General features: G+C 69.9%; 20 protein-coding genes and 4 pseudogenes. 5 read left to right on the top strand and 19 right to left on the bottom strand.

The window, feature by feature from the left end; translation table 11 throughout:
* Positions 1-13 precede the first annotated feature (13 nt).
* Positions 14-592 carry a plasmid pRiA4b ORF-3 family protein gene (locus WBK50_RS21890; protein WP_341337398.1) on the bottom strand — a complete coding sequence of 193 codons (579 nt, stop codon included), beginning with the start codon at positions 590-592 and terminating at the stop codon, positions 14-16.
* 1,013 nt (positions 593-1,605) lie between these two features.
* Here WBK50_RS21890 and WBK50_RS21885 point away from each other — a divergent pair.
* Both WBK50_RS21885 and WBK50_RS21880 read left to right on the top strand, forming a co-directional pair.
* A complete protein-coding gene (locus WBK50_RS21885; RefSeq protein ID WP_341337397.1) occupies positions 1,606-1,956 on the top strand; it encodes a hypothetical protein in 351 nt (116 codons plus the stop codon).
* Positions 1,953-2,180 (top strand): annotated as a pseudogene (locus tag WBK50_RS21880) (DUF5996 family protein); the annotation flags it as partial. The gene WBK50_RS21885 and the pseudogene WBK50_RS21880, both read left to right, overlap by 4 nt.
* 151 nt (positions 2,181-2,331) lie before the next feature.
* Here the strand turns inward: WBK50_RS21880 and WBK50_RS21875 are convergent.
* The 3 genes from WBK50_RS21875 to WBK50_RS21865 form a co-directional block, all read right to left on the bottom strand.
* Positions 2,332-3,213 carry an NmrA/HSCARG family protein gene (locus WBK50_RS21875; protein ID WP_341337396.1) on the bottom strand — a complete coding sequence of 294 codons (882 nt, stop codon included), beginning with the start codon at positions 3,211-3,213 and terminating at the stop codon, positions 2,332-2,334.
* Positions 3,214-3,579: 366 nt separating this feature from the next.
* Positions 3,580-3,846: a DoxX family protein gene (locus WBK50_RS21870; protein ID WP_341337395.1), complete on the bottom strand. Its 267-nt coding sequence runs from the start codon at positions 3,844-3,846 to the stop codon at positions 3,580-3,582.
* The gene (locus tag WBK50_RS21865) at positions 3,831-4,016 is read right to left on the bottom strand and encodes a DoxX family protein (RefSeq protein WP_341337394.1); all 186 of its coding nucleotides are present in this window, start codon (positions 4,014-4,016) and stop codon (positions 3,831-3,833) included. The genes WBK50_RS21870 and WBK50_RS21865 overlap by 16 nt, the downstream gene beginning before the upstream one ends.
* Before the next feature lie 226 nt (positions 4,017-4,242).
* Between WBK50_RS21865 and WBK50_RS21860 the strand changes: the two genes are divergently transcribed.
* Complete coding sequence (locus WBK50_RS21860) at positions 4,243-4,440, top strand: hypothetical protein (RefSeq protein ID WP_341337393.1); 198 nt, start codon at positions 4,243-4,245, stop codon at positions 4,438-4,440.
* On the opposite strand, the gene WBK50_RS21855 is transcribed toward WBK50_RS21860, so the two are convergent.
* The 9 genes and pseudogenes from WBK50_RS21855 to WBK50_RS21815 all read right to left on the bottom strand — a co-directional run bounded on the left by WBK50_RS21855 (position 4,422) and on the right by WBK50_RS21815 (position 13,118).
* Positions 4,422-5,567: an RNA polymerase sigma factor gene (locus tag WBK50_RS21855; RefSeq protein WP_341337392.1), complete on the bottom strand. Its 1,146-nt coding sequence runs from the start codon at positions 5,565-5,567 to the stop codon at positions 4,422-4,424. The two genes, WBK50_RS21860 and WBK50_RS21855, sit on opposite strands and share 19 nt — an antisense overlap.
* Before the next feature lie 26 nt (positions 5,568-5,593).
* Positions 5,594-6,001, bottom strand: coding sequence for a YciI family protein (locus WBK50_RS21850; protein WP_341339473.1), 408 nt, complete (start codon positions 5,999-6,001; stop codon positions 5,594-5,596).
* 186 nt (positions 6,002-6,187) lie between these two features.
* A pseudogene (locus WBK50_RS21845) lies at positions 6,188-6,436 on the bottom strand (Tn3 family transposase); the annotation flags it as partial.
* A gap of 119 nt (positions 6,437-6,555) precedes the next feature.
* Positions 6,556-7,569: an ROK family glucokinase gene (locus WBK50_RS21840; protein ID WP_341337391.1), complete on the bottom strand. Its 1,014-nt coding sequence runs from the start codon at positions 7,567-7,569 to the stop codon at positions 6,556-6,558.
* A complete protein-coding gene (locus WBK50_RS21835) occupies positions 7,566-8,258 on the bottom strand; it encodes an HAD family hydrolase (RefSeq protein ID WP_341337390.1) in 693 nt (230 codons plus the stop codon). Before WBK50_RS21835 ends, WBK50_RS21840 begins: the two co-directional genes overlap by 4 nt.
* A 78-nt stretch (positions 8,259-8,336) precedes the next feature.
* Complete coding sequence (locus tag WBK50_RS21830) at positions 8,337-9,869, bottom strand: glycosyl hydrolase family 65 protein (protein WP_341337389.1); 1,533 nt, start codon at positions 9,867-9,869, stop codon at positions 8,337-8,339.
* A 203-nt stretch (positions 9,870-10,072) separates the two neighbouring features.
* Positions 10,073-10,800, bottom strand: a pseudogene (locus WBK50_RS21825) (glycoside hydrolase family 65 protein); the annotation flags it as partial.
* Between the two features lie 33 nt (positions 10,801-10,833).
* On the bottom strand, positions 10,834-11,658 hold the full coding sequence (gene otsB, locus WBK50_RS21820) for a trehalose-phosphatase (protein WP_341337388.1): 825 nt from the start codon (positions 11,656-11,658) through the stop codon (positions 10,834-10,836).
* A gap of 2 nt (positions 11,659-11,660) precedes the next feature.
* Complete coding sequence (locus WBK50_RS21815; RefSeq protein WP_341337387.1) at positions 11,661-13,118, bottom strand: sugar porter family MFS transporter; 1,458 nt, start codon at positions 13,116-13,118, stop codon at positions 11,661-11,663.
* A 619-nt stretch (positions 13,119-13,737) separates the two neighbouring features.
* Between WBK50_RS21815 and amrS the strand changes: the two genes are divergently transcribed.
* Together amrS and amrB are read left to right on the top strand one after the other, a co-directional pair.
* Positions 13,738-14,847, top strand: coding sequence for an AmmeMemoRadiSam system radical SAM enzyme (gene amrS / locus WBK50_RS21810; RefSeq protein ID WP_341337386.1), 1,110 nt, complete (start codon positions 13,738-13,740; stop codon positions 14,845-14,847).
* 3 nt (positions 14,848-14,850) lie between these two features.
* Positions 14,851-15,639 carry an AmmeMemoRadiSam system protein B gene (amrB, locus tag WBK50_RS21805; RefSeq protein ID WP_341337385.1) on the top strand — a complete coding sequence of 263 codons (789 nt, stop codon included), beginning with the start codon at positions 14,851-14,853 and terminating at the stop codon, positions 15,637-15,639.
* Between the two features lie 126 nt (positions 15,640-15,765).
* Here amrB and WBK50_RS21800 read toward each other — a convergent pair whose 3' ends face one another.
* The 6 genes and pseudogenes from WBK50_RS21800 to WBK50_RS21775 all read right to left on the bottom strand — a co-directional run bounded on the left by WBK50_RS21800 (position 15,766) and on the right by WBK50_RS21775 (position 20,293).
* Positions 15,766-17,070, bottom strand: coding sequence for a citrate synthase (locus WBK50_RS21800; RefSeq protein ID WP_341337384.1), 1,305 nt, complete (start codon positions 17,068-17,070; stop codon positions 15,766-15,768).
* Positions 17,071-17,274: 204 nt separating this feature from the next.
* A complete protein-coding gene (locus tag WBK50_RS21795; RefSeq protein WP_341337383.1) occupies positions 17,275-17,517 on the bottom strand; it encodes an acyl carrier protein in 243 nt (80 codons plus the stop codon).
* Between the two features lie 36 nt (positions 17,518-17,553).
* Complete coding sequence (locus tag WBK50_RS21790) at positions 17,554-17,958, bottom strand: hypothetical protein (protein ID WP_341337382.1); 405 nt, start codon at positions 17,956-17,958, stop codon at positions 17,554-17,556.
* 445 nt (positions 17,959-18,403) lie between these two features.
* Entirely contained in the window at positions 18,404-18,745 is a 342-nt protein-coding gene (locus WBK50_RS21785) for a cupin domain-containing protein (protein ID WP_341337381.1), read from the bottom strand.
* Between the two features lie 409 nt (positions 18,746-19,154).
* Positions 19,155-19,383: pseudogene (locus tag WBK50_RS21780) on the bottom strand (IS3 family transposase); the annotation flags it as partial.
* Between the two features lie 31 nt (positions 19,384-19,414).
* Positions 19,415-20,293, bottom strand: coding sequence for an alpha/beta fold hydrolase (locus WBK50_RS21775; RefSeq protein ID WP_341337380.1), 879 nt, complete (start codon positions 20,291-20,293; stop codon positions 19,415-19,417).
* Between the last annotated feature and the right edge of the window lie 98 nt (positions 20,294-20,391).

Raw genomic sequence — 20,391 nt, 5'->3', positions numbered from 1 at the left:
CTTTCGCCGCGCTCTATGACAGGGAGGTGAGCGGCCGCCAGGCCAGCCACTCCAGGGCCCGATCGGCCTCGTCGAGGTCGAAGCGGTGCGGGTCGAACTGTCCGCCGGCCCACTCGAGGCGCTCGTCATGCTCGGGATGCGACGGGTCGGCCAGCACGGCCCGGAACTCCTCGTAGCCCCAGGGGCCCCCGACGTCCTCCGGCAGGCAGGCCCCCTGCCCGGACACACACCGCGGATAGCGCACACCCGGCTCCGGCGAGACGATCTTCTCCACGGTGAGCTGGTGGGTCCAGTTGTCGCCGAAGTCGTACAGGTAGCCGAACCGGTCACCGGGCTTGACCAGGCGGAACAGCTTGCCCTTGGCCTCGTCGGTGACCTGCTGGCCGTCCCAGTCCGGGTCCGGGACCCCGTAGCGGCGCCCGCCGATCTCGAACTCGTGCAGATGCGAGTTGGTCCAGCCCATCGCCGACTGCACCACCTCATGCAGCACGGCCAGGTTCACCTCGCCCGGGACCTGCACGCGGCGCCGGACCGGCGGCTGGACCTCCTCCAACACGATCTCGAACTCGAAGATCTTCGTCTTCGCAGTCACGCGAGGCGCGGGCATCCTTCGATGCTGTCAGCCCCACCGGAGCCACCAGAAGCGGGCCCGACTTCTGAAATGACGTCTTAACCGCGGATCTGAGACCAGGGCCTTCGTCATGTTCGGGGTCGGAAGAGCATCAGAAAGGCATCATGCGGTCGCGGGCCGGGCTCGACGGGCTGCGGGAGCCCGCTCGGCCCACATCGGTTCGTCCGTGAGTGTGGCGGGAATGACGCGGACGTCGCCCGGGTCGACGTAGAGTTGCTTGGCCGGCTCATCCACCGTGATCGACACGACTGCCACCGTCAACCGCACTGCACTTGGCGTGGAAGGTCCTGGGTCGGGGGAGAGCCGGACCCCTCAGGTATCGGAGGCGGAGCTGTGTCGCACCCACGCTGGCTCGTGCGGCTCCGCGAGCGAAGCGGCGGGACGGGTCCGCGGTGGGCCCTTGCCGTGGTGCTGCTGATCGGGCTGGTCGTGGAGGCCGTCCACCAGCTCTCCGGCGGCGACCACCCTTCGGATCTGCCGGTCGTCGACGACTGGCTCCAGGCAGGGCTGATCCTGGCCTCGAGCGCGATCTGCGCGTGGGGTGCGCGTCGCCGGCGTGCGGGTCCGTCCCGGGCGGCGTGGTGGTGCTTCGCCGCGGCGATGCTGCTGTTCGGCCTCGCCGAGATCACCTGGAGTGCGCTGTACTCCGGCGGTGGCGACGTGCCCTCGCCGAACCCCACCGACGCTCTCTATCTGAGCACGTATCCGCTGTTCATGGCGGGCCTCGTGCTCATGATCCGGGCCCGGGCGCTCGACGTCCCGTGGAGCCGGTGGCTCGACGGCTTTGTCCTGGTCCTCGTCGTGGCGACCCCAGGCGTGCTGCTGCTCATCGAGCCGGTGCTGGGGAACGCTCCGATCGATCCGCTGGGAAAGATCGTCACCGTCGCCTACCCCCTCGGCGACGTGCTGTTGCTCGGCGCGCTCCTCGGCAGCCTCCCGCTGCTGTCCTGGCGTCTGGGGGTAGCTGGCCGTGGGTGGGCGTGGGGCTGGTCTGCCCGACCGTCGCCGACACCGCATACAGCCTCACCGCGGCCGACGTCGTGGCCCACAACGGACCCTACGACTTCCTCTGGAGCGCGGGCGCGCTCGCGTTCGCGGTCGGCGCCACCCGGCTGCCGTCGCTACCCCGTCCGTCGCGGGAGATCACCGGTTGGCCCGCGATCGTGCTGCCACTCGGCGCCCAGCTGTTCGCCGTGGCCACCCAGGTCTACGGCTACTTCCGGCCACTGCCCGCCGCTGAACGGCTGCTGACCATCGCCGTCCTCATCGTCGGGGTCGCTCAGATCATCCTGTCCCGACCCCGCCCCAACCTGAACGGGATGTGACCCGCGAGGCCTACTCGCGCGAGGTGATCAGCTCCGTGTTCTGGTTCGGCGACCCGACCTACCCGGAGTCGGCGTTCTACCCCTACACCGCACCCGAGCCCGCGGGGGTGGCCGACGCACCGCTGCCGGCCGGCGCCCACTGGCTCGAGCGGGACGGCAGCCACCTCGCCGTCCTGCCCTACGCCGACGTCCGCGCCGCACCGGAGCGTCGGGCCGCGATGCTCGACTTCTACGAGGGCGCCTACCGGGCCGGCGCCTCTCGAGCCGGCTGGGACATCGACCGCTATGCCTGGTCGGGAGGCCGGCGCCTGCGGACACCACAGCTTCCGCCCAGCCGGCCCCGGGGCCGCCGGTCGTCCGACAGGGAGGGAACCATCAGTTGCCACCTCCGGCGAACGTGCGATCGGCCCAGCTGGCGAACGAGGTCCACCCGATCTCCGGGTGATCGCGGTGCAGGGCCGCGATGTCGACCTGGTAGCCGTCGCCGCGCAGGAACTCCCACATCGCGGCCATGTCCGCGCTGCCCCGGCGGACCGCGGCCATCGGTACCTCCTCGTGCCGCACGGGCCGGTTCGACGCGGCGGCGAGCGCGGACGCCATCTGCTTCGGGGTCGGATCGTCACCGGCCAGCTCGATCCGCTGTGCGGTGTACCGGGCCGGTGCGTCGAGGACCTCGGCGACGAACCGGCCGAGGTCGTCCCGGTCGAGCTGCTGCAGCGGGTGGTCGGGTGGAAGGGGCAGGGCCAGGACGCCGTCCAGGATCTCCCGCTCGCCGCTGAGGGCGTTGTCGTAGAAGTAGGTGGGCGCAACGACCGTGTACGGCAGGTCTCCGCCGGCGAGCTCGCGCTCGACGACGGCCTTGCTCTCGAAGTGCGGCACCCCGGAGCCCGACGTCGCCCCCGCCACCGACGCGAACACCAGGTGCGGCAGGCCGGCGTCGGCAGCGGCACCGAGGATCGCCCGGCCCTGCACCAGTTCGGCGTTCACGCCGGACTCGAACGGGGTGGTCAGCGCGAACGCCGCGACGACGCCGTTCATCGCCGCGGCCAGCGCGTCGCGGTCGGTGAACTCGCCGGCGGCCAGTCCGATGCCCTCCGCGGCGAGCCGGCGTGCCGAAGGGGCCGTCGGGTCCCGCACCAGTGCGCGCACCTTGCGGCCGCGTTCCCGCAGGGCCCGAAGGACCGCACCGCCCTGTCCTCCGGTCGCGCCCAGCACCAGGACCGGTGCATCCGGATCCGTGCGCGGTTCGGACCTCATGGTCGGATCGTCCTTCCTCGGATCAGAGGGTCCGGCGGACGCCGGCCCGGGTGGGCAGGTGCCGAAGCTGGTCGTCGAGCGTCCCTAGCAGGCAGGACACCAGCAAGCTCACCACGGCGACGGTGTAGAAGCGAGCGGCATCGTCGACGCGGTGGGCGCAGGACGATGCGGGGGATCGGAGCGGGCTCCCGTCCGGGTCCGCCGCGGTGATGAACCCACGGCGCGCAGCGTGCGGAGAGCCTGTCCTGCGGCGGCGGGCCGAAGGGCAGCAGCCGTCGGCCTGGACGGGTGTCGGAGAACCCGTGGCCGTATCCATGAACCTTCGCCACCCGTCAGCCGCCGCGAACGGGGGCGACCTGGTGAGAGTCAGCGGGTCACGGCTGTGGGCCGGCGCGCCCCGACGGCGTGGTCGATGCTGAAGCGGCCGGGGCCGACGGCCGCCAGGGCCAACGCCGCGGCGCCGATCGCGCCCACGAGCTCCCAGCCCTCGTCGGCCGCGAAGATGCCGTGGGTTGCGTGCACGAACAGGGCCGCGCCGAGCATGTCGAGGACGACGAGCAGGCCCGCCACGGCCGTCGCGAGGCCCACGATTAGCAACGCCCCGCCGACCAGCTCGATCACGGCCGCGACCACCGCCGAGACGGTCGGCAGCGAATCCCCATCGGGGCGAACGACGCCGCGGTGCCGCCGATGCCGTAGGAGAAGAACTTCTGCGCACCGTGCGCGATGAGGATGACGCCCAGCACGATCCGCACGATGAGCAGTGCGACGTCACGAGCGGGGACGGGTAGTGCACTGATCATGGTTCCCTCTCCGGGTCGGTTCGGTTGTCGACCTGCCCAGGTCGACGTCCTTGGGGTACCCAGGCGAGTGGTGGCCGATCGGAAATCCGGCGGTGGCGTGTCGATCCGCTCGCGCCGGGCACCCGGAAGGTCACCGAGCTGGTGGCCAGCAGCAGGACCTTGAACATTCCTGCAGCGACCCGCCAAGGGTGCCGTCTCTGGTGGTGGGTCCATCGTCTTCGCGGCGGTGGCGGTCGAGTTGTTGCCCCGCGTCCTCGAGCAGTCGCCGATGGTGGCGATCGTCGGTTTCGGCGCGGGCATCGTGGTGATGTTCGGTTTCCGCGCGGTGGGCGAGCGGGCCGAGCGGCGCCGCGCGGAGCGCGGGCTGACCGGGGTTCGCCTTGCGGGAGTGGTTGACCAACAGGCTCACCCACGCAGCGCTTGACTGATCCGCGCTGCCTGCCGGGTGAGGTGGTGACGTTCGGCGAGGTTGGGGGCGGACCGGGCGGCGTCGGCATACAACCGCGCCGCGGTCCGAAGGTCGCCCGCCTTCTCGTGGAGGTACGCCGAGGCGGCGGTGTGGCGAGGCAGGCCAGGGTCCACCGTGGCCAAGGCCGCGAGGCCGGCCACGGGGCCATCGGCCTCGCCGATCGCGACGGCCCGATTGAGCTGCACGACCGGGCTCTCGGTGAGTCGGAGCAGCTCGTCGTACCAGCCGACGATCTGCGCCCAGTCGGTCTCCTCGGCGCGCGGCGCGTCGGCGTGCAGGGCGGCGATAGCGGCCTGTGCTTGGAACTCACCGAGTCGGTCGCGACCCAGCGCGGTCTGCAGGATGGCGACGCCCTCGGCGATGATCGAGGTGTCCCAGCGGGAGCGGTCCTGCTCGGTCAGGGGGACCAGGCTGCCGTCGCGCCGGGTCCGCGCCGGTCGCCGAGCGTGGTGCAGCAGCATCAACGCCAGCAGCCCCGCGGTCTCCTCGTCATCGGTCATCGACGCCAACTGCCGGGTGAGCCGGATGGCCTCGGCCGCAAGGTCGACGTCGCCGGTGTAACCCTCGTTGAAGACCAGGTAGAGCACCCGTAGCACCGTCGCCAGATCGCCCGGCTTCTCGAACCGCACATCACCGACCGTGCGTTTGGCCCGGCTGATCCGCTGCGCCATCGTCGCCTCCGGCACGAGGTAGGCCTGGGCGATCTGCCGGGTGGTCAAGCCACCGACGGCGCGCAGCGTGAGGGCCACTGCGGACGCCGGGGTCAGGGACGGATGGGCGCACAGGAAGAAGAGCTGCAACGTGTCGTCTGCGGTCTCGGTCGGTCCGGGCGGCGGTTCGACCTCGACCCGCTGCTCCCGGTCGCGACGCGAGACCTCGGAGCGGCGGGCGTCGAGGAACTTGCGCCAGGCAACCGTGACCAGCCAGCCCTTCGGGTCGGCGGGCTGCCGGTCCGGCCAGGTCAGCGAGGCCTGGATGAGTGCCTCCTGCACGGCGTCCTCGGCCGTCGCGAAATCAACTCCGCGATGCACGAGGACGCCGATCACCGCGGGAGTGAGCTCCCTCAGCAGCAGTTCGTCCATCACCTGATCTTCCCTGGCCGGTCCGGTCACTCGGTGACCGTGGGCGGTGCGCTCAGGAACGGGCGCAGCTCGAGCCATTCGTGGATCGGCTTGCCGTCGGCTCCGGGGGCTGCCGACAACTCGCCGGCGAGCGCGAGCGCACGCTCGTAGGTGTCGACGTCGATCACCATCCAGCCGGCGATGAGATCCTTGGTCTCCGCGAAGGGGCCGTCGGTGACCGGCGGCCGGCCCTCCCCGTCGTACCGGACGAACGTGCCCTCGGGCGAGAGCGCCTGGCTGTCGACGTACTCACCGGTGCTCTCGAGCCGGGCGGCGAAGTCGGCCATGTACTGCACGTGGTCTTCGACCTCCTTCGGGGTCCATTGGTCCATCGGGACGGGGTTCACGGCCTCGGGGGCGCCGCGGTAGTGCTTGAGAAGCAGGTACTTCGTCATGCCGGGTCTCCTTGATGTGGTGCGGCCACGGTGGCCGCATCTGGCCCTGGGACGGAGCCGCCAGGCCGGTCTCGACATCGTCGCCACATCTTCTTCGAGAACCTCCTGACGCAGCACGGTCCGAGCCACACATCGATCCCTTACGGAGCGGTGAGGTCGAGGCGGGTGTTCATGTCGAGCCGGAACCGGCCGTAGGAGCAGGGTGTTGACGTGCACCAACGCCGATTGGAGCAGGTGCAGGGCGAGCATCGAGATCTCGGCGTGTTCGCGGCCGGGGCCGGTGAGGTCGCCGTCGTCGGCGTAGAAGATCACGGTGTTGCCGGAGTTCCAGTTCTCCGCCACCTGCAGCCCGCCGTGGACCTCGCGCCGCAGATGCGCGTTCGCGAGGTAGTCGCAGGCGAAGATCGTGCGCACGGCCTGGCCGAGCTCTTCGAGCGCGGCGTAGGTGAGGCGCCATGGGTGGTCGCGCCAGACACTTCAGTCAGCCGGGAGTTCCGGGCCTGGTCGCGCATTGCCGGGCCCGGGTGGGCGGCGACCCCTCTGCTGCCAGCTACTCAGTGCTGCTGGGCGAGGTCGGCGGCGCCGACCAGTCCTGCCTCGTTGCCCAGTTCGGCGATGCGGACCTGCGCGGTGGGACGGTGTCCGCGGCCGGTGAGGTTCTTGCGCAGGATGGCCTCCACCGGCGCCCGCAACATCTCGCCTGCCTCCGAGACGCCACCGGCGATGACGAACATCCCGGGGTCGAGGACCGCGGCCAGCTGGGCCATGCCCCTGCCGAGCCACTTGCCCAGCTCGTCGAAGCACTGCAGCGCCGCGACATCCCCGGAACGGGCGGCCGCGGTCACCATGTGGCCGGTGATGTGCTCCGCGCGGCCTCCCGCGAGCCGCAGCAGCTCACGGGACATCGACGGGGACACCGTGGCCTGCTCCTGCGCTTCCTGGACGAGCGCGCGCCCGCTGCCGTACTGCTCCCAGCAGCCCTGCAGGCCGCATCCGCATCTCCGGCCGTCGGGGACGATGTTGAGGTGCCCGACCTCGGCGGCCACCCCGTAGCGGCCCCGATACAGCTCCCCGTCGAGCACGATGCCCCCACCGATACCCGTGCCGATCGTCAGGATCACGACATCGGTCTCGCCGCGGGCGGCCCCGAACCGGACCTCCGCCCACGCGGCGGCGTTGGCGTCGTTCTCGACGACCACCGGAAGCCCGAGCCGCTCCTCGAGCGACTCGCGCAGGCGCTCGTCGCGCCAGGCCAGGTTCGGCGCGAACATGACCGTCGAGCGCCGCTCGTCGACGAAGCCCGCGGCACCCAGGCCGATTCCCACCACGGAGTAGGAGCTGGTCAGCTCGCGGACCGCGTCGGCGATGGTGTCCTGGGTCTTCGACGGGTCGTCGGCCGGCGTCTCGCGGCGGGTCTGGGCGACGATGCGACCACCCCGGTCGACGACCCCGGCGAGGATCTTCGTGCCGCCGATGTCGACGCCGATGGCCAGCGCGCCCTCGGTGGTGTCGCGCACCGGCCGGGGGCCGGTGTCCGGCGTCGAGGCCGGCTGGGCCGGGCTGCTCACGACGCCCGCCGGACGAGCTCGTGCCGGCCCAGCGCCGTGACGTCGACCTCGTCGAGGGACGTGACGACGAGGTCGGCCCGCTCGGCCGCGAGCAGCTTCTCGTCGTCGGCCCTGGCGAGGCCGATCGCCGCCATCCCACCCGCCTTCGCGGCCTGGACCCCGCTCGCCGCGTCCTCGACCACGAAGCAGTCTTCGGGCGGGACGCCGAGCTCGGACGCGCCGGTCAGGAAGATCTCGGGGTGCGGCTTGCCCTGGGCGAAGTCACGTCCGGAGATGTCGACGTCGAACGAGTCGAGCAGGTTCAGTCCCGGGCTCAGGAAGTCGTAGGACAGGCCGTTCTGCTCAGCGAAGGTGTCGAGCCGGATCTGGCGCAGGAACAGCCCCGCGTTCTTCGACGATGACGCGGCGGCGATCGGAATGCCTGCGCCCTTCACGGCGAGGACGAAACGCAGCGCGTCCGGGTAGGCCTCGAACTCGCCCGCCTCGATGAGCTTGACGACCATGTCCTGCTTGTACGCGCCGTAGGCCTCGACCCGGTCCTCGGCGTCGGGGACCGCGAAGTACTCCAGGGCGGCAAGGGCGCCGGCGGCGCGGGGCTTGCCGGACATGACCTGCTGGTAGACCTGCGGGGTGAACCGGTCGTCCGACCACGAGCTCTGGTCCCTGATGTCGGCCCAGTCGGACTCCATCAGCTCGCGGAGCGACTCCTTCCAGGCCCGCTCGTGGGGGAGTCGACGAGCACGCCGTCGACGTCGAAGATGGCCCCCTCAAAGCCTGTCGCCATGGTGGCTCCCTTCCGCGTTGCTCGGATGGTTCGGATCCGCCGGCCCGGTTTCGTGGGACAACCGGAACACCGTGCTGTCGCCCGCGCCGAGCTCGCGCACCTCGCTGCCGACGCCGATCCTGACCGGTCCGCGGAAGCCCTCGGGCAGCGCGAGCACGGTCAGCTGGTCGCCGGCGATCGACACCCGTAATGGAGTACCGCGGAACTGCATCGAGAACACCAGTCCGTCGAGGCGGTCGAGCAGGGTCGGCTCGAAATACAGCACGCCCTCCCGGACGTCACTGCCGACGTAGTAGCGCTGCAACAGGTCCAGGGTTCCGGACATGACACCCATGTGGATGCCTTCCTTCGTCGTCCCGCCCTGGACGTCGCCGATGTCGCTCTCCAGCGCCACGATGAACCGGTCCCACGAGCTCTTCGGATCGATGTCAGCCAGGACGCCCGCGTGGGTCACGAGGCTCAGCGTGGAGCCGTGGGAGGTGCGCCGGTCGTAGTAGTCGATCGTGCGCCGGGTCAGCTCCGGATCGTGCGCGTAGCCGAGCCGCCCGAGCAACGTCCGGAGCTCCTCGTCGGAGAACAGGAAGAACAGCATGACCGTGTCGGCCTGCTTGGCCAGCTTGAACCGGTCGGGGTCCTCGCCCTCGGCCTTGAGGATCCGGTCGAGGCGCTGGACGTTGGTGTGCTGGGCCCGGTAGCGCTCCCAGTCGAGCTCCTCGAGGTCGAGGTAGCCCTCGAACTGGCTGATGATGCCGTCCGGATGGAACGGCACGTACATCTTGCGGCTCATCTCGTCCCAGGTGCGCAGCTCGTCGTCGGTCAGCCCGAGCCGGGCACGCAGCGCCTCCCGGCGGCTCACCGGCAGCAGTCTCAGCACGCGCGGCGCGGTGTCGGCGATCCAGGCGACCATCACGTTGGTGTAGGCGTTGTTGCGCAGCCCGTCCTCGTCGGAGCCGGGATAGCGCTCGTGGAACTCGTCGGGTCCCATGACGCCGTGGATCTCGTAGCGGTCGCGCTCCGGGTTGTAGTGGGCGGCCGACGCCCAGAACCGCGCGATTTCGAGCATCAGCTCGGCGCCGTAGTCGCGGAGGAACTCCCGGTCGTCGGTGGCCTGGTAGTACTTCCAGACGTTGTAGAAGATCGCGGCGTTGACGTGCCGCTGGTTGTGGCTGTGGTCGGGATCCCACTGCCCGGACAGCGGATTGAGGTGGACGACCTGCGTCTCCTCGGTGCCGTCGCTGCCGCTCTGCCACGGGAACATCGCGCCCCGGAAGCCGGCCTCGCGCGCCGCGGCGCGCGCCTCGGTGAGCCTGCGGTAGCGGTACAGCAGCAAGCCCCGGGTGACGTCGGGCAGCCGGAAGTTCAGGAACGGGTAGACGTAGAGCTCGTCCCAGAACACGTGCCCGCGGTAGGCCTCGCCGTTGAGCCCGCGTGCGGGGACGCCGGCGTCGTGGCGTGCCGTGTGCCGTGAACACACCTGCAGCACGTGGCCCACGTGGAAGCGCAGCAGCAGCTGCACCCGGGGCTCGTGGGGAAGCGACGTCGCAGACCTCCCAGAAGCTCCGTCCACGCCGACGCGTGCTCCTCCAGCGCTTCGGCGAAGTCCGGGTAGCGCAGCACGTGCCGCCCCGCGGCCGCGAGCGTCTCGGTGATCGCGTTGTCGTGCGAGGTGAACAGCGAGACCATCTTCTCCACGCGCACGGACTCGCCCTGCGTCACGTCGAATGCGATCACCTGCTGGATGTAGTCCACCATCTGGTGCAGGCTGCGCTCCGCCTGTACCGGCGCGCCGTCGCGGAACACGCGCATGCGGGCGGCCTCGGCCACGTAGATGTTCGACTGCCGGGTTTGCACCTTGATCGCGATGGTCTCCGGCCCGAAGGTGCGGGGGAGACGGGGTCGAGGTGGCGACCCTCCAGCTCGCGGTACCGGGCGACCATCTGGTTGGTCACCCGGCCGTCGAGCCCGGAGATCACCTCGACGCGCCCCGACCAGTTCTCGGGCGTCAGCGTCCACTCGATGCCGGCCTGGTGGCTGTGGGCCATGCTGACGAAGCGGCGGCTGCGCAGCGTCGTCTCGCGATCGGCGCGGTCGCGGAAACGCAGGACGCGCTGGACCATCGCGAGCCGGATGTCGTAGGAGTGCTCGTAGGAGATCAGCTCGACGTTCTCGAGCCGGATCGCGTCCTCGCCCTCGATCCGCAGCTTGAGGATGAGCCAGTTGGGCAGGTTGACCAGGTCCTCGTTCAGCACCGGCCGGCCGCCGAGGATCGTGGTCTCCCGGTTGAAGCCACCGTGGGCGTAGGTGCCCGGGTAGTGGACGCCGTCGGCGTCCTCCCACTCGGCCGTGCCGCGGGTGCAGAAGTAGCCGTTGCCCGTCGACGTCAGCGATTCCCGTAAACCCTCATTGCCGGGGTCGTAGTTGTCGTAGGCGATCGCGAAGCCGGACACAGGTTCCCTCTCTCGGTACGGCGAAACGGCCTGTCAGCGGGCCAGAGTGGAGAGCAGCTGTTCCACCTCTGCTGGCGAGGGGAGCACGAAGTCCGCGGCTGTGGCCCGATCGGCCACCTCGGGATCATCGGCGTGCCCGACGATGATCCCGATGCCGCGACCCCCGGCCAGCGCCCGGAAGGCGTCCTCGTCGGTGATGTCGTCGCCGAGGTAGACGGGCACGACGTCGTCGGTGTCGAGGCCGAGGGTATGCAGCAGGTAGAGCACGGCCCGGCCCTTGTTCCAGTCGATCTGCGGCTGGAGCTCGTAGACCATCTTTCCCGGCGTGACCTTCAGCCGGTCCGGCTGCTCGGCGAGCATGGCGTCGACGATGTCGGAGATACGCTTGTGCTGAGCCGGGTCGACGAGCCGGAAATGCACCGCGACCGAAGCCTTCTTCGGCTCGACCACCACGTCCGGGATCGAGCCCACCTCCGCGCGGAGGCGGTCCGCGGCCTCGGCGACCACGTCCTCGAACCCGCTGGCGGCGTCATGCTGGATCGTGCCCTCGGTGGGGCTCCAGATGTCGAACCCGTGGCTGCCGGCGACGACCAGGTCGTCGACACCCATCAACTCCTGCACGACCAGCCGGTCACGGCCGCTGACCACGCAGACCGGGCACCGCTTGGCCAGCGCCTGCACCGTCTCCCGCATGCTGTCGGAGATCAGCGCGTCCTCGGGCCGGTCGACGATCGGCGTCAGCACCCCGTCGTAGTCGAGGAACACCGCCGGGCGGCGACCGGCCATGCGTTCGGCAAACCGGCCGTCGTCGTGCAGTGCATCGGGCAGATCACGGACAGTCGACGTCGGCGCGGCCATCGTCAGACCATCTCTTCCAGCTCGCGTCCCTTCGTCTCCTTGACGTATCTGATCACGAAGAAGATCGACACGAAGGCGAAGAACGTATAGACGCCGTACGCCAGACCCAGCCCGACCGAGGACAGCGCCGGGAACGTCGTGGAGATGATGAAGTTCGCCACCCACTGCGCCGCGGCCGCGACCGACAGCGCCATGGCGCGGATCTTGTTGTTGAACATCTCACCGAGCAGCACCCAGACGACCGGACCCCAGGTGGCGCCGAAGAACACCACGTACAGGTTCGCCGCAACGAGTGCGATCGGGCCGGCCGACCCGAGGGTCGGCGTGCCGTTGATGACCGGTGCGGTACCGAACAGGAACGCCAGAACGCCGAGGCAGACGAACTGCCCGATCGCGCCGATGAGCAGCAGCGGCCTGCGGCCGATCCGGTCGACCAGCGCGATGGCGATGATGGTCGTGACGATGTTGGTGACCGACGTGATCACCGTGATCGCCAGCGCGTCCTTCTCGTCGAAGCCGACGGCCTGCCACAGCACCGACGAGTAGTAGAAGATCACGTTGATGCCGGTGAACTGCTGGAAGACCGACAACCCGATCCCGACCCAGACGATCGGGAGCAACCCCAGCCGCGGACCGCGGATGGTCGCGAAGCCGCCCTCGTCCTTCTTGCCCCTGAGCGTCCGGATGATCTCCTTGATCCGCCCGTCGACGTCCCCGCCGACGAACCGGCGCAGCACGGTCGCCGCCTCACCCAGGCGCTCCTTCGCGCACAGGTACCGGGGCGACTCCGGGATCGTCAGGGCCAGCAGGCCGTAGGCGACCGCGGGCACCAGCAACGACAGGAACATCCACCGCCACGTCGCCAGGCCGAACCACAGCGGTGCCGATGCCGAGCCGGAGCCGGCGACCAGCGCGTAGTCCACCAGCAGGGCCACGAAGATGCCCGTGACGATGGCCAGCTGCTGCAGCGAGCCCAACCTGCCGCGCAGGTGGGCAGGCGATATCTCCGCGATGTAGGCGGGAGCGATCACCGACGCGGCGCCGACGCCGAGCCCGCCGATCAGGCGCCAGAACGCGAGATCCCAGATGGAGAACGCGAAACCGACGCCCAGCGCGCTGACGGCGAACGCGATCGCGGCCAGGATCATCACCCTGATCCGGCCGTGCCGGTCGGCGAGCGCGCCAGCGAACCAGGCGCCGATGGCGCAGCCGATGAGCGCCGCGGCGACCGCGAACCCCAGGACCAGGGGCGACGCGTGGAACACCTCCCCGACTGCCTTCACCGCGCCGTTGATCACCGCGGTGTCGTAGCCGAAGAGGAAGCCACCAAGTGCCGCGGTCGCGGTGACCAGAACGGTGCGGCCCGTACTCGGAGTGGCGAAGCCGACCTGCGGGATCTGGTCGCCCGACTCCTGGGAGGGATCGCTCTGCGGGGGCTGACCGCCCGGTGTGGTCACCACGTGGGCCTCCCTGCGCGATGCACGCTCGTCGTCGAGGCGGTCTGCGCTCGACAGATGGCCCGAGCCGCATAGAAGTGTGTCTTGGATCACAAGTAGCCGTCAAGAGGTACAGGAATGAAAGGTCTCAAGACAGGAATAGCGTCCGCAGTGGCGTGGCAGTACGCGGTCTGAACGGGTGCGGGGAACTGCCTTTGGCCCGGATGCATCGTCTCCCGACCTGATGATCGACGATATGGCTCAGGGCTTGGTCTGAGTGGTTTCCACCAGTCCGCGTTGTGCGCCGTCGGGCTCGACCCGACCAGCAAAGAGTCATCAGCATCGAGCGCAGCAGGTCCGGCGAGGCCGAGGTCAACTGCTCGTGCAGGAGACGACCAGGGTCAATACTTGATCGGGTGCGGTCATCGCGTGAGTCGCTTTCTGATGCACTGTGAGAGGTCTCCAGAACATCACGCGGTGATCGCCGGCCCCTTCGTCGACCGGGTGGACGCGGAGCCGGCGGCGCCGCCCGAGGGCGAGACGTGGGAGCACGAGGAGATCCAGAGGCTCCTTGCCGGTGCTCGAATCGGCCGCTGCCGGAGCCGCGCATCGTGGCTATCGTGGGTTCGGGAGGAGCGGTGCGGTGACTTCCGAGATCAGCCTGGACGACCGGTACACGGTACCCGGCCGCTACTGGCACCAGCTCGGCGACGGGCGGGTGCAGTGTGACGTGTGCCCGCGGGCGTGCCGGTTGCGCGAGGGCCAGCGCGGCCTGTGCTTCGTCCGCGGCCGGGTCGGCGACCAGGTGGTGCTCACCTCGTGGGGCCGGTCCAGCGGGTTCTGCGTCGACCCGATCGAGAAGAAGCCGCTGAACCATTTCCTGCCCGGCAGCGCGGTGTTGTCGTTCGGCACCGCGGGTTGCAACTTGGCCTGCCGGTTCTGCCAGAACTGGGACATCTCCAAGTCCCGCGAGATCGACCGCCTGACCGATGCCGCCGGCCCCGACGACATCGCCGACGCCGCAATACGGCTGGGGTGCCGCAGCGTCGCGATGACCTACAACGACCCGGTGATCTTCCTGGAGTACGCCGTCGACGTCGCCGACGCCTGCCGGGCCCGGGGGATCAAGGCGGTGGCCGTCACCGCGGGCTATATCGGCGATGAGCCGCGGCGGGAGTTGTTCGCCCACCTTGACGCCGCGAACGTGGACCTCAAGGCCTTCACCGACGACTTCTACCACCGGGTCTCCGCCGGGCACCTGCAACCGGTTCTGGACACGCTGGTTCATCTGCGGCACTGCACCGATGTCTGGTTCGAGATCACCACCCTGCTGATCCCCGGGCACAACGACTCCGACGCGGAAATCGACGCCGAGTGCGGATGGATCGCCGACCACCTCGGGCCCGACGTGCCCTTGCACTTCACCGCCTTCCACCCCGATTTCAAGATGCGCGACGTCCCGCCCACTCCGCCGGCGACGCTCACCCGGGCCCGCCGCATCGCCCAGCGGCACGGACTGCGCTACGTCTACACCGGCAACGTCCACGACACCGACGGGGGGCGGACCACCTGTCCCGGCTGCGGCGCGGCGGTGGTCGAGCGGAACTGGCACGTCATCGGCCGCTACGAGCTCACCGACCACGGCCGCTGCACGGCATGCGGAACCACACTCGCCGGTCGGTACGACGGCCCGGTCGGCGAGTGGGGCCGGCGGCGGCTGCCATTGTCGATCGCCGAGCTCGGCGAGCGCTGAACGATGGCGGTCCGCCCGGCCGCTGTCGCCGACCGGTTCTATCCGGCCGACCCGGCGGTATTGGCCAGTCGGGTGGACGGCCTGCTGGCCGACGCCCGACCGACCGGCCGACGCCCGGCCGCCCTGATCGCCCCGCACGCCGGCTACCGTTACTCCGGCGCGGTCGCCGGCAGCGCCTACGCTCAGCTCGCCGCCTGCCGCGCGGACGTGACCCGGGTCGTCGTGCTGGGCCCCGCGCACTACGTGCCCCTGACCGGGAGTGCGGTGCCGAGCGTCGACGCCTTCGCTACCCCGCTCGGCCCGGTCCCGATCGACCCCTGGGCCCGGCAGACCGCCGCCGAGCTGCCCGGCGTGACCGTCGATGACCGCCCGCACGCGGCCGAGCACGCCATCGAGACCCAACTGCCGTTCCTGATCCGCACGCTCGGACCCGACATCCCGATGCTGCCCGTCCTCGTCGGCGCCACCGAACCCGCCACCGTCGCCCGGCTGCTGGCCGCGCTGCTGACCGAACCCGAGACCGTGGCCGTCGTTTCCACCGACCTCAGCCACTACCTCGACCAGCCAACAGCCCGCGAGCGCGACACCCGCACCGCCACCGCCATCCTCGCCCGCGACACCCCGGCCATCACCTCCGACGCCGCTTGCGGCTGTCAGGCCCTCCGCGGCCTGCTGCGCCACGCCGCCGAATGCGACATGCACGTCGAACTCCTGCGCCTGGCCACCTCCGCCGACGCCGGGGCCGACCCAGCCCGGGTCGTCGGCTACGGCGCCTTCATGCTCACCCCGTAACCGCCTCCCAGCCTCGCCCGGACACCCGCTGGCTCCGAGCCAAAGGGGCGATGACGGCCTCGGTGACCCAGCGAGCACGACGATCCGGTGGTTGGGAGTCGGCGCCCGCCGGCGGCCCGGTGCGGATCAGCGGTCACCGACCGAGACGAAGTCCCGCTGGGGCGGCCCGGTGTAGAGCTGGCGCGGACGGGCGATGCGGGTGTCCGGGTCATCGATCATCTCGCGCCAGTGCGCGATCCAACCGGGCAGCCGGCCGATGGCGAACAGCACGGGGAACATCTCGGTCGGGAAACCCATCGCCTTGTAGATCAGGCCGGTGTAGAAGTCGACGTTCGGGTAGAGCTTGCGCTCGATGAAGTAGTCGTCGCCGAGCGCGATCTCCTCGAGCCGCTGGGCGATGTCGAGCAGCTCGTCGCCGCCGCCGAGCCTGTCGATGATGCCGCGGGCGGCGTCGCGGACGATCGCCGCGCGCGGGTCGTAGTTCCTGTAGACCCGGTGCCCGAACCCCATCAGCCGGACGCCCGGCTCCTTGTTCTTCACCTTGGTGACGAACGCGTCGGGGTTGCCGTGGTCGTCGCGGATCGACTCGAGCATCGTGAGCACCGCGGCGTTCGCACCGCCGTGTCGCGGACCGAACAACGCGTTGATGCCGGCCGAGATCGAGGCGAACAGGTTCGCCTGCGCCGAGCCGACCATCCGCACCGTCGAGGTCGAGCAGTTCTGCTCGTGATCGGCGTGCAGGATGAACAGCATGTCCAGCGCCCGGGCCACCTCCGGGTCGACCTGGTAGGTCTCGGCGGGCAGGCCGAAGGTCAGGCGCAGGAAGTTCTCCACCAGCCCCAGCGCGTTGTCCGGGTAGAGCAGCGGCTGGCCGATCGACTTCTTGTAGGCATAGGCGGCGATCGTGGGCACCTTGGCCAGCAGCCGCACGCTCGAGAGGTCGACGTTGGGCTCGTCGAACGGGTCCAGGCTGCTCTGGTAGAAGGTCGACAGCGCCGAAACCGCCGAGGACAGCACCGGCATCGGGTGCGCGTCGGCCGGGAAACCGCGGAAGAACTGCTTCAGGTCCTCGTGCAGCAGCGTGTGGCGCTGGATCTGCCCGGTGAACCGCTCGAGCTGCGCCTTGTTCGGTAGTTGCCCGTAGATGAGCAGGTAGCTCACCTCGAGGAACGTGGAACGCTGCGCGAGCTGATCGATCGGGTAGCCGCGGTAGCGCAGGATGCCGGCCTCGCCGTCGATGTAGGTGATCTCGGACCGGCACGCCCCGGTATTGACGAAGCCGGGGTCGAGACCGGTCAGCCCGGTCTCGCCCAGCATCGAGTCGACGCGCAGCCCGCCGGCGCCCTCGGTCGCCTCCACGATCGGCATCTCGTACTCGCCACCGGGATAGTGCAGGGTGGCCGTGCGGTCAGGACCATTCTGCTCGGACATTGGCGAATCCCTCCCACTCATCTGGGCGCGAGGCCGGGTCGGGGCGGCCCCACCAGCAGATGTCGACCTGCTCGCCGCCGCCTCGCGCGCCGCTGCCGGGAGGCGCCGGTCGCGGCCTCGCAACGGCCGGCCCAGCCGGAGCCCTCGACGGTGGGGGACAGTGTCCGGTCCCTGCGCGAAACCGGGGGACACCCTTGGGGGCGGTCAGCTCGCTGCCGGGCCGGCGTCCTGTTTGCCGGACAGCTCGGTCAGGAACCGATGACACGTCGAGGCCCGCTGCGAATCCTCCTTCATCACCTGCTCGAAGAACTCGGCGATCTCGCCGTAACCGCCGTTCTCGGCGTCCCGCACGTACTGGCCGTAGTCGTGACCGGCCTTGAGCGCGTGGTGCTGCACCGAGACCAGGTCGTAGAAGACGTCACTGAAGCCGGTCGCGCCGGTTGCCATCCTGATACTCCCCACGTCAACTCGGATGGACAGTGGCTACCCGTACGTCGACCGGGGCAACCGCGTGTGGTGAGCAGCTACGCCGGCGCGGCCCCCGCGTTCAGAAGGCGCGGGCGGCGTGGGCGGCGCGGGCGGTGCCGGGGTGGTGAACTGCGCCCACATCAGGGCGTGCTCGACGCCCTCGGCGTACCGCCGCTGCTCGGACGGGTGCTCGTAGATCACGGCCTCGGCAGCGCTGAGCTCTCGCACGATCGCCCGGAACGTCACCGACCTCCCGATCAAGGCTCCGGTCAGCGGGCCGGGACCGCCCTCGGTCAACCAGCGCAACGCCTCCATCGCGCCCAGGCAGAACGTGCTGCCGGTCCGCTTACCCACCGTGCGGAGGGCGCTCAGCTGCGCCGCCAGCACCTCGGGCTCTCGCAACCTCGCTGGGCTCGACATGACGCCACCCCGTCCCCCGATCTGCGGTTAAGGATACGACGCCACACAACCCCGGCCGCCCATGACGAACCGCGCCGGGCCTGCGACAACTCGCCCAGGCAGCGGTCGAGTGGGTCCGCTCCACCCACCGCCGACGACGCGCTGGGTTAGTTCCGTTAGCCCTGTCGGGCGGTCCGTTCCGGGCTGAAAATGGAATTGGTTGCCCGCTGACGCCGTCGCTGCTTTGTCCGTGTGAGGTCGTGGGCTAGTCGGGCGCTGGAGCTGCCCTTCATCGTGCAGGACAAGGCCGAGCCGGACTCGAGCGCTGCGGCGCAGATCGAAGCGGATCGTCGATCAGCTCGGGGAGAACCAGCACAGGGAACATCGTCGACGTCGACGAGGTCCGCGCCCACCAGCAGGGGACCGGGTTCCGGCGATGGGCTGCGGGGCGCAGACCTGGGCCCCGTCAGCTGTAGTAGTCGTTGCCCCGGGAGAACTCCGCGAAGACACAGGGCTCGTCGCCGACGGTCCAGGCATCGTGACCGGGGGGCAGGAGCATCACCTGGTTCGGGCCGAACTCGTCCTCGCTACCGTCGTCCATCACGACGTGCAGGCGTCCGCTGAGCACGAGCGCGACGTGCGGTAGCTCGCAGCTGTGCGTTCCTGCGTAGTCCTTGAGGTCGTTCGACCACCGGGCTCCGACGTCGAAGCGCACTCGGGTGACGGAGACGCCGTCGAGTTCAGCGGTCTGTTTGCTGATCAGGCCGTGGACGTCGGGCGACACGGCGTCCAGGTCGGCCTTCTGCATCGCTGGGGAAGCTGTCGAGGTCATTCGCCCAGTCTTGCTCGCCGTCGGAACATTCGGCGACCGCCGATCGGCGGGTGCGGGTCTGACCCTCCCGGCCCGCTGTCCCTCACCAGGCGTCCGGACCGATCCCGTCTGAACCCGCAGCTCCCCGACCCTGCCGCCTTCTGATGACAAGGCGGTCGGGCTCTACACCTCGCCGCGTAGCTGCGCACCTGCCCCTGGATCAGATCCTCTACCGCTGGACTGGCGAGGCGTCGAGTTGCTCAGTAGCGCCAAGAGCGAACAGCACACCCAGCGCGAAATGCCATTCGTTGCCTGGAGGATCAAGCGGCGTGTTCGACACCTGCTCAACGCGAGCAAGCGTGCCATCGACGAGTGAGCCGCCCTGGGGCTGATGAAGGCCCGTTCTATGCACGCAGCCCAGCGTGGCGAGTTCGACGTCCTCGACGGTCTTCCGCGGCCCCTGCCGGGCCGGCCCGCGGATCAACTCGGCCCTGCAGTAGCCATTGACGGTCTCGGCGATTGCGTCGTCGAACGAGTCGCCCACGCTGCCGATCGAGGGGCCCGCGTCGATCTCGGCGAGCCGCTCGCCGTAGCGCACAGACGTGAACTGCGACGGCATCGGAGTGACAGCGCAATGCCGCTGGGTCACATGGCTGAACCCGCGGCTCAGCCGCCTGCGAAGAAGTCGAGGTAGGCCTGGGCCAGGGCGGCCGGGTTCTCCAGCGCGATGTTGTGACCGGACGCGGGGATGACGGCGCCGCGGACGTCGCGGGCCACTTGCGCGAGCTGTTTGGATACTTCGTCCCCGAGGTAGGCCTGCGCGCCGACGGCCAGGACCGGGCAGCTGATCGGGTCGGCGTAATGCGGGCGGTTCTGTTCGGCGTCGGTCTGGCGGGCGCGGTACATCTCCAAGATGGCCCTGGTGCCGCCCGGCTGCTCGGCCGAGTGCACCATTTCGTCGATGTCCTCCTCGGCCAGCGCGCTGGGGTCCCACATCTGGCGTCTGGCGTAGTACGTCCAGAACGGCCGTTCCCGCCCGGCCAGCAGCAGCTCGGGCAGGTTCGGCAGGCTGAAGAAGCTGAAGTGCCAGCCGGTCCGGCCGTCGTCGGCGGCGAGCGAGGGGTCGTGTTCGCCGGCTGGCAATCCTGGTAGGAGCGTTTCCTGGAACACCAGTTGCTGCACCCGGGGCCGGTGGAAGGCGGCGACGGCGTAGGCGATGGCCGCGCCCCAGTCCTCGCCGGCGACGCGGAACTGGTCGAAGCCCAGGTGGGTGGCCAGTTCGGCGACGTCACCGGCCATCGTGGCGGTGTCGTAGCCGGTCAGGGGGCGCTGGGAGCCGCCGAAGCCTCGGTTGTCGACCGCGATGACGGTGTAGTGCGGGGTCAGTAACGGCACGACGTGGCGCCAGTACGACATGGTCTTCGGCACGCCGTGCAGCAAGAACACCGGCTCGCCGGCGCCGCCGATCGCGTAGTGGATCTCCACGCCGTTGACCTTGGGCTTGCCGTGTGTGAGCCGGACTCCGGCGTGGTCAGCGAGGTTCATCGCGGCGAACTCCTTCTTCTCTTCGGCCCTGTAGGCCGCCGACCGGGTGGTGGGTCTTCCGGAGCGGCATTGCTGCCTTCGTCGGCGAGGTGCGTACC

Origin of the sequence: Pseudonocardia sp. T1-2H, from assembly GCF_038039215.1 — a bacterium.
GTDB lineage: Bacteria > Actinomycetota > Actinomycetes > Mycobacteriales > Pseudonocardiaceae > Pseudonocardia.
The sequence above is the reverse complement of the archived record's forward strand: the minus strand, read 5'-3'. Positions and strand labels throughout refer to the sequence as shown.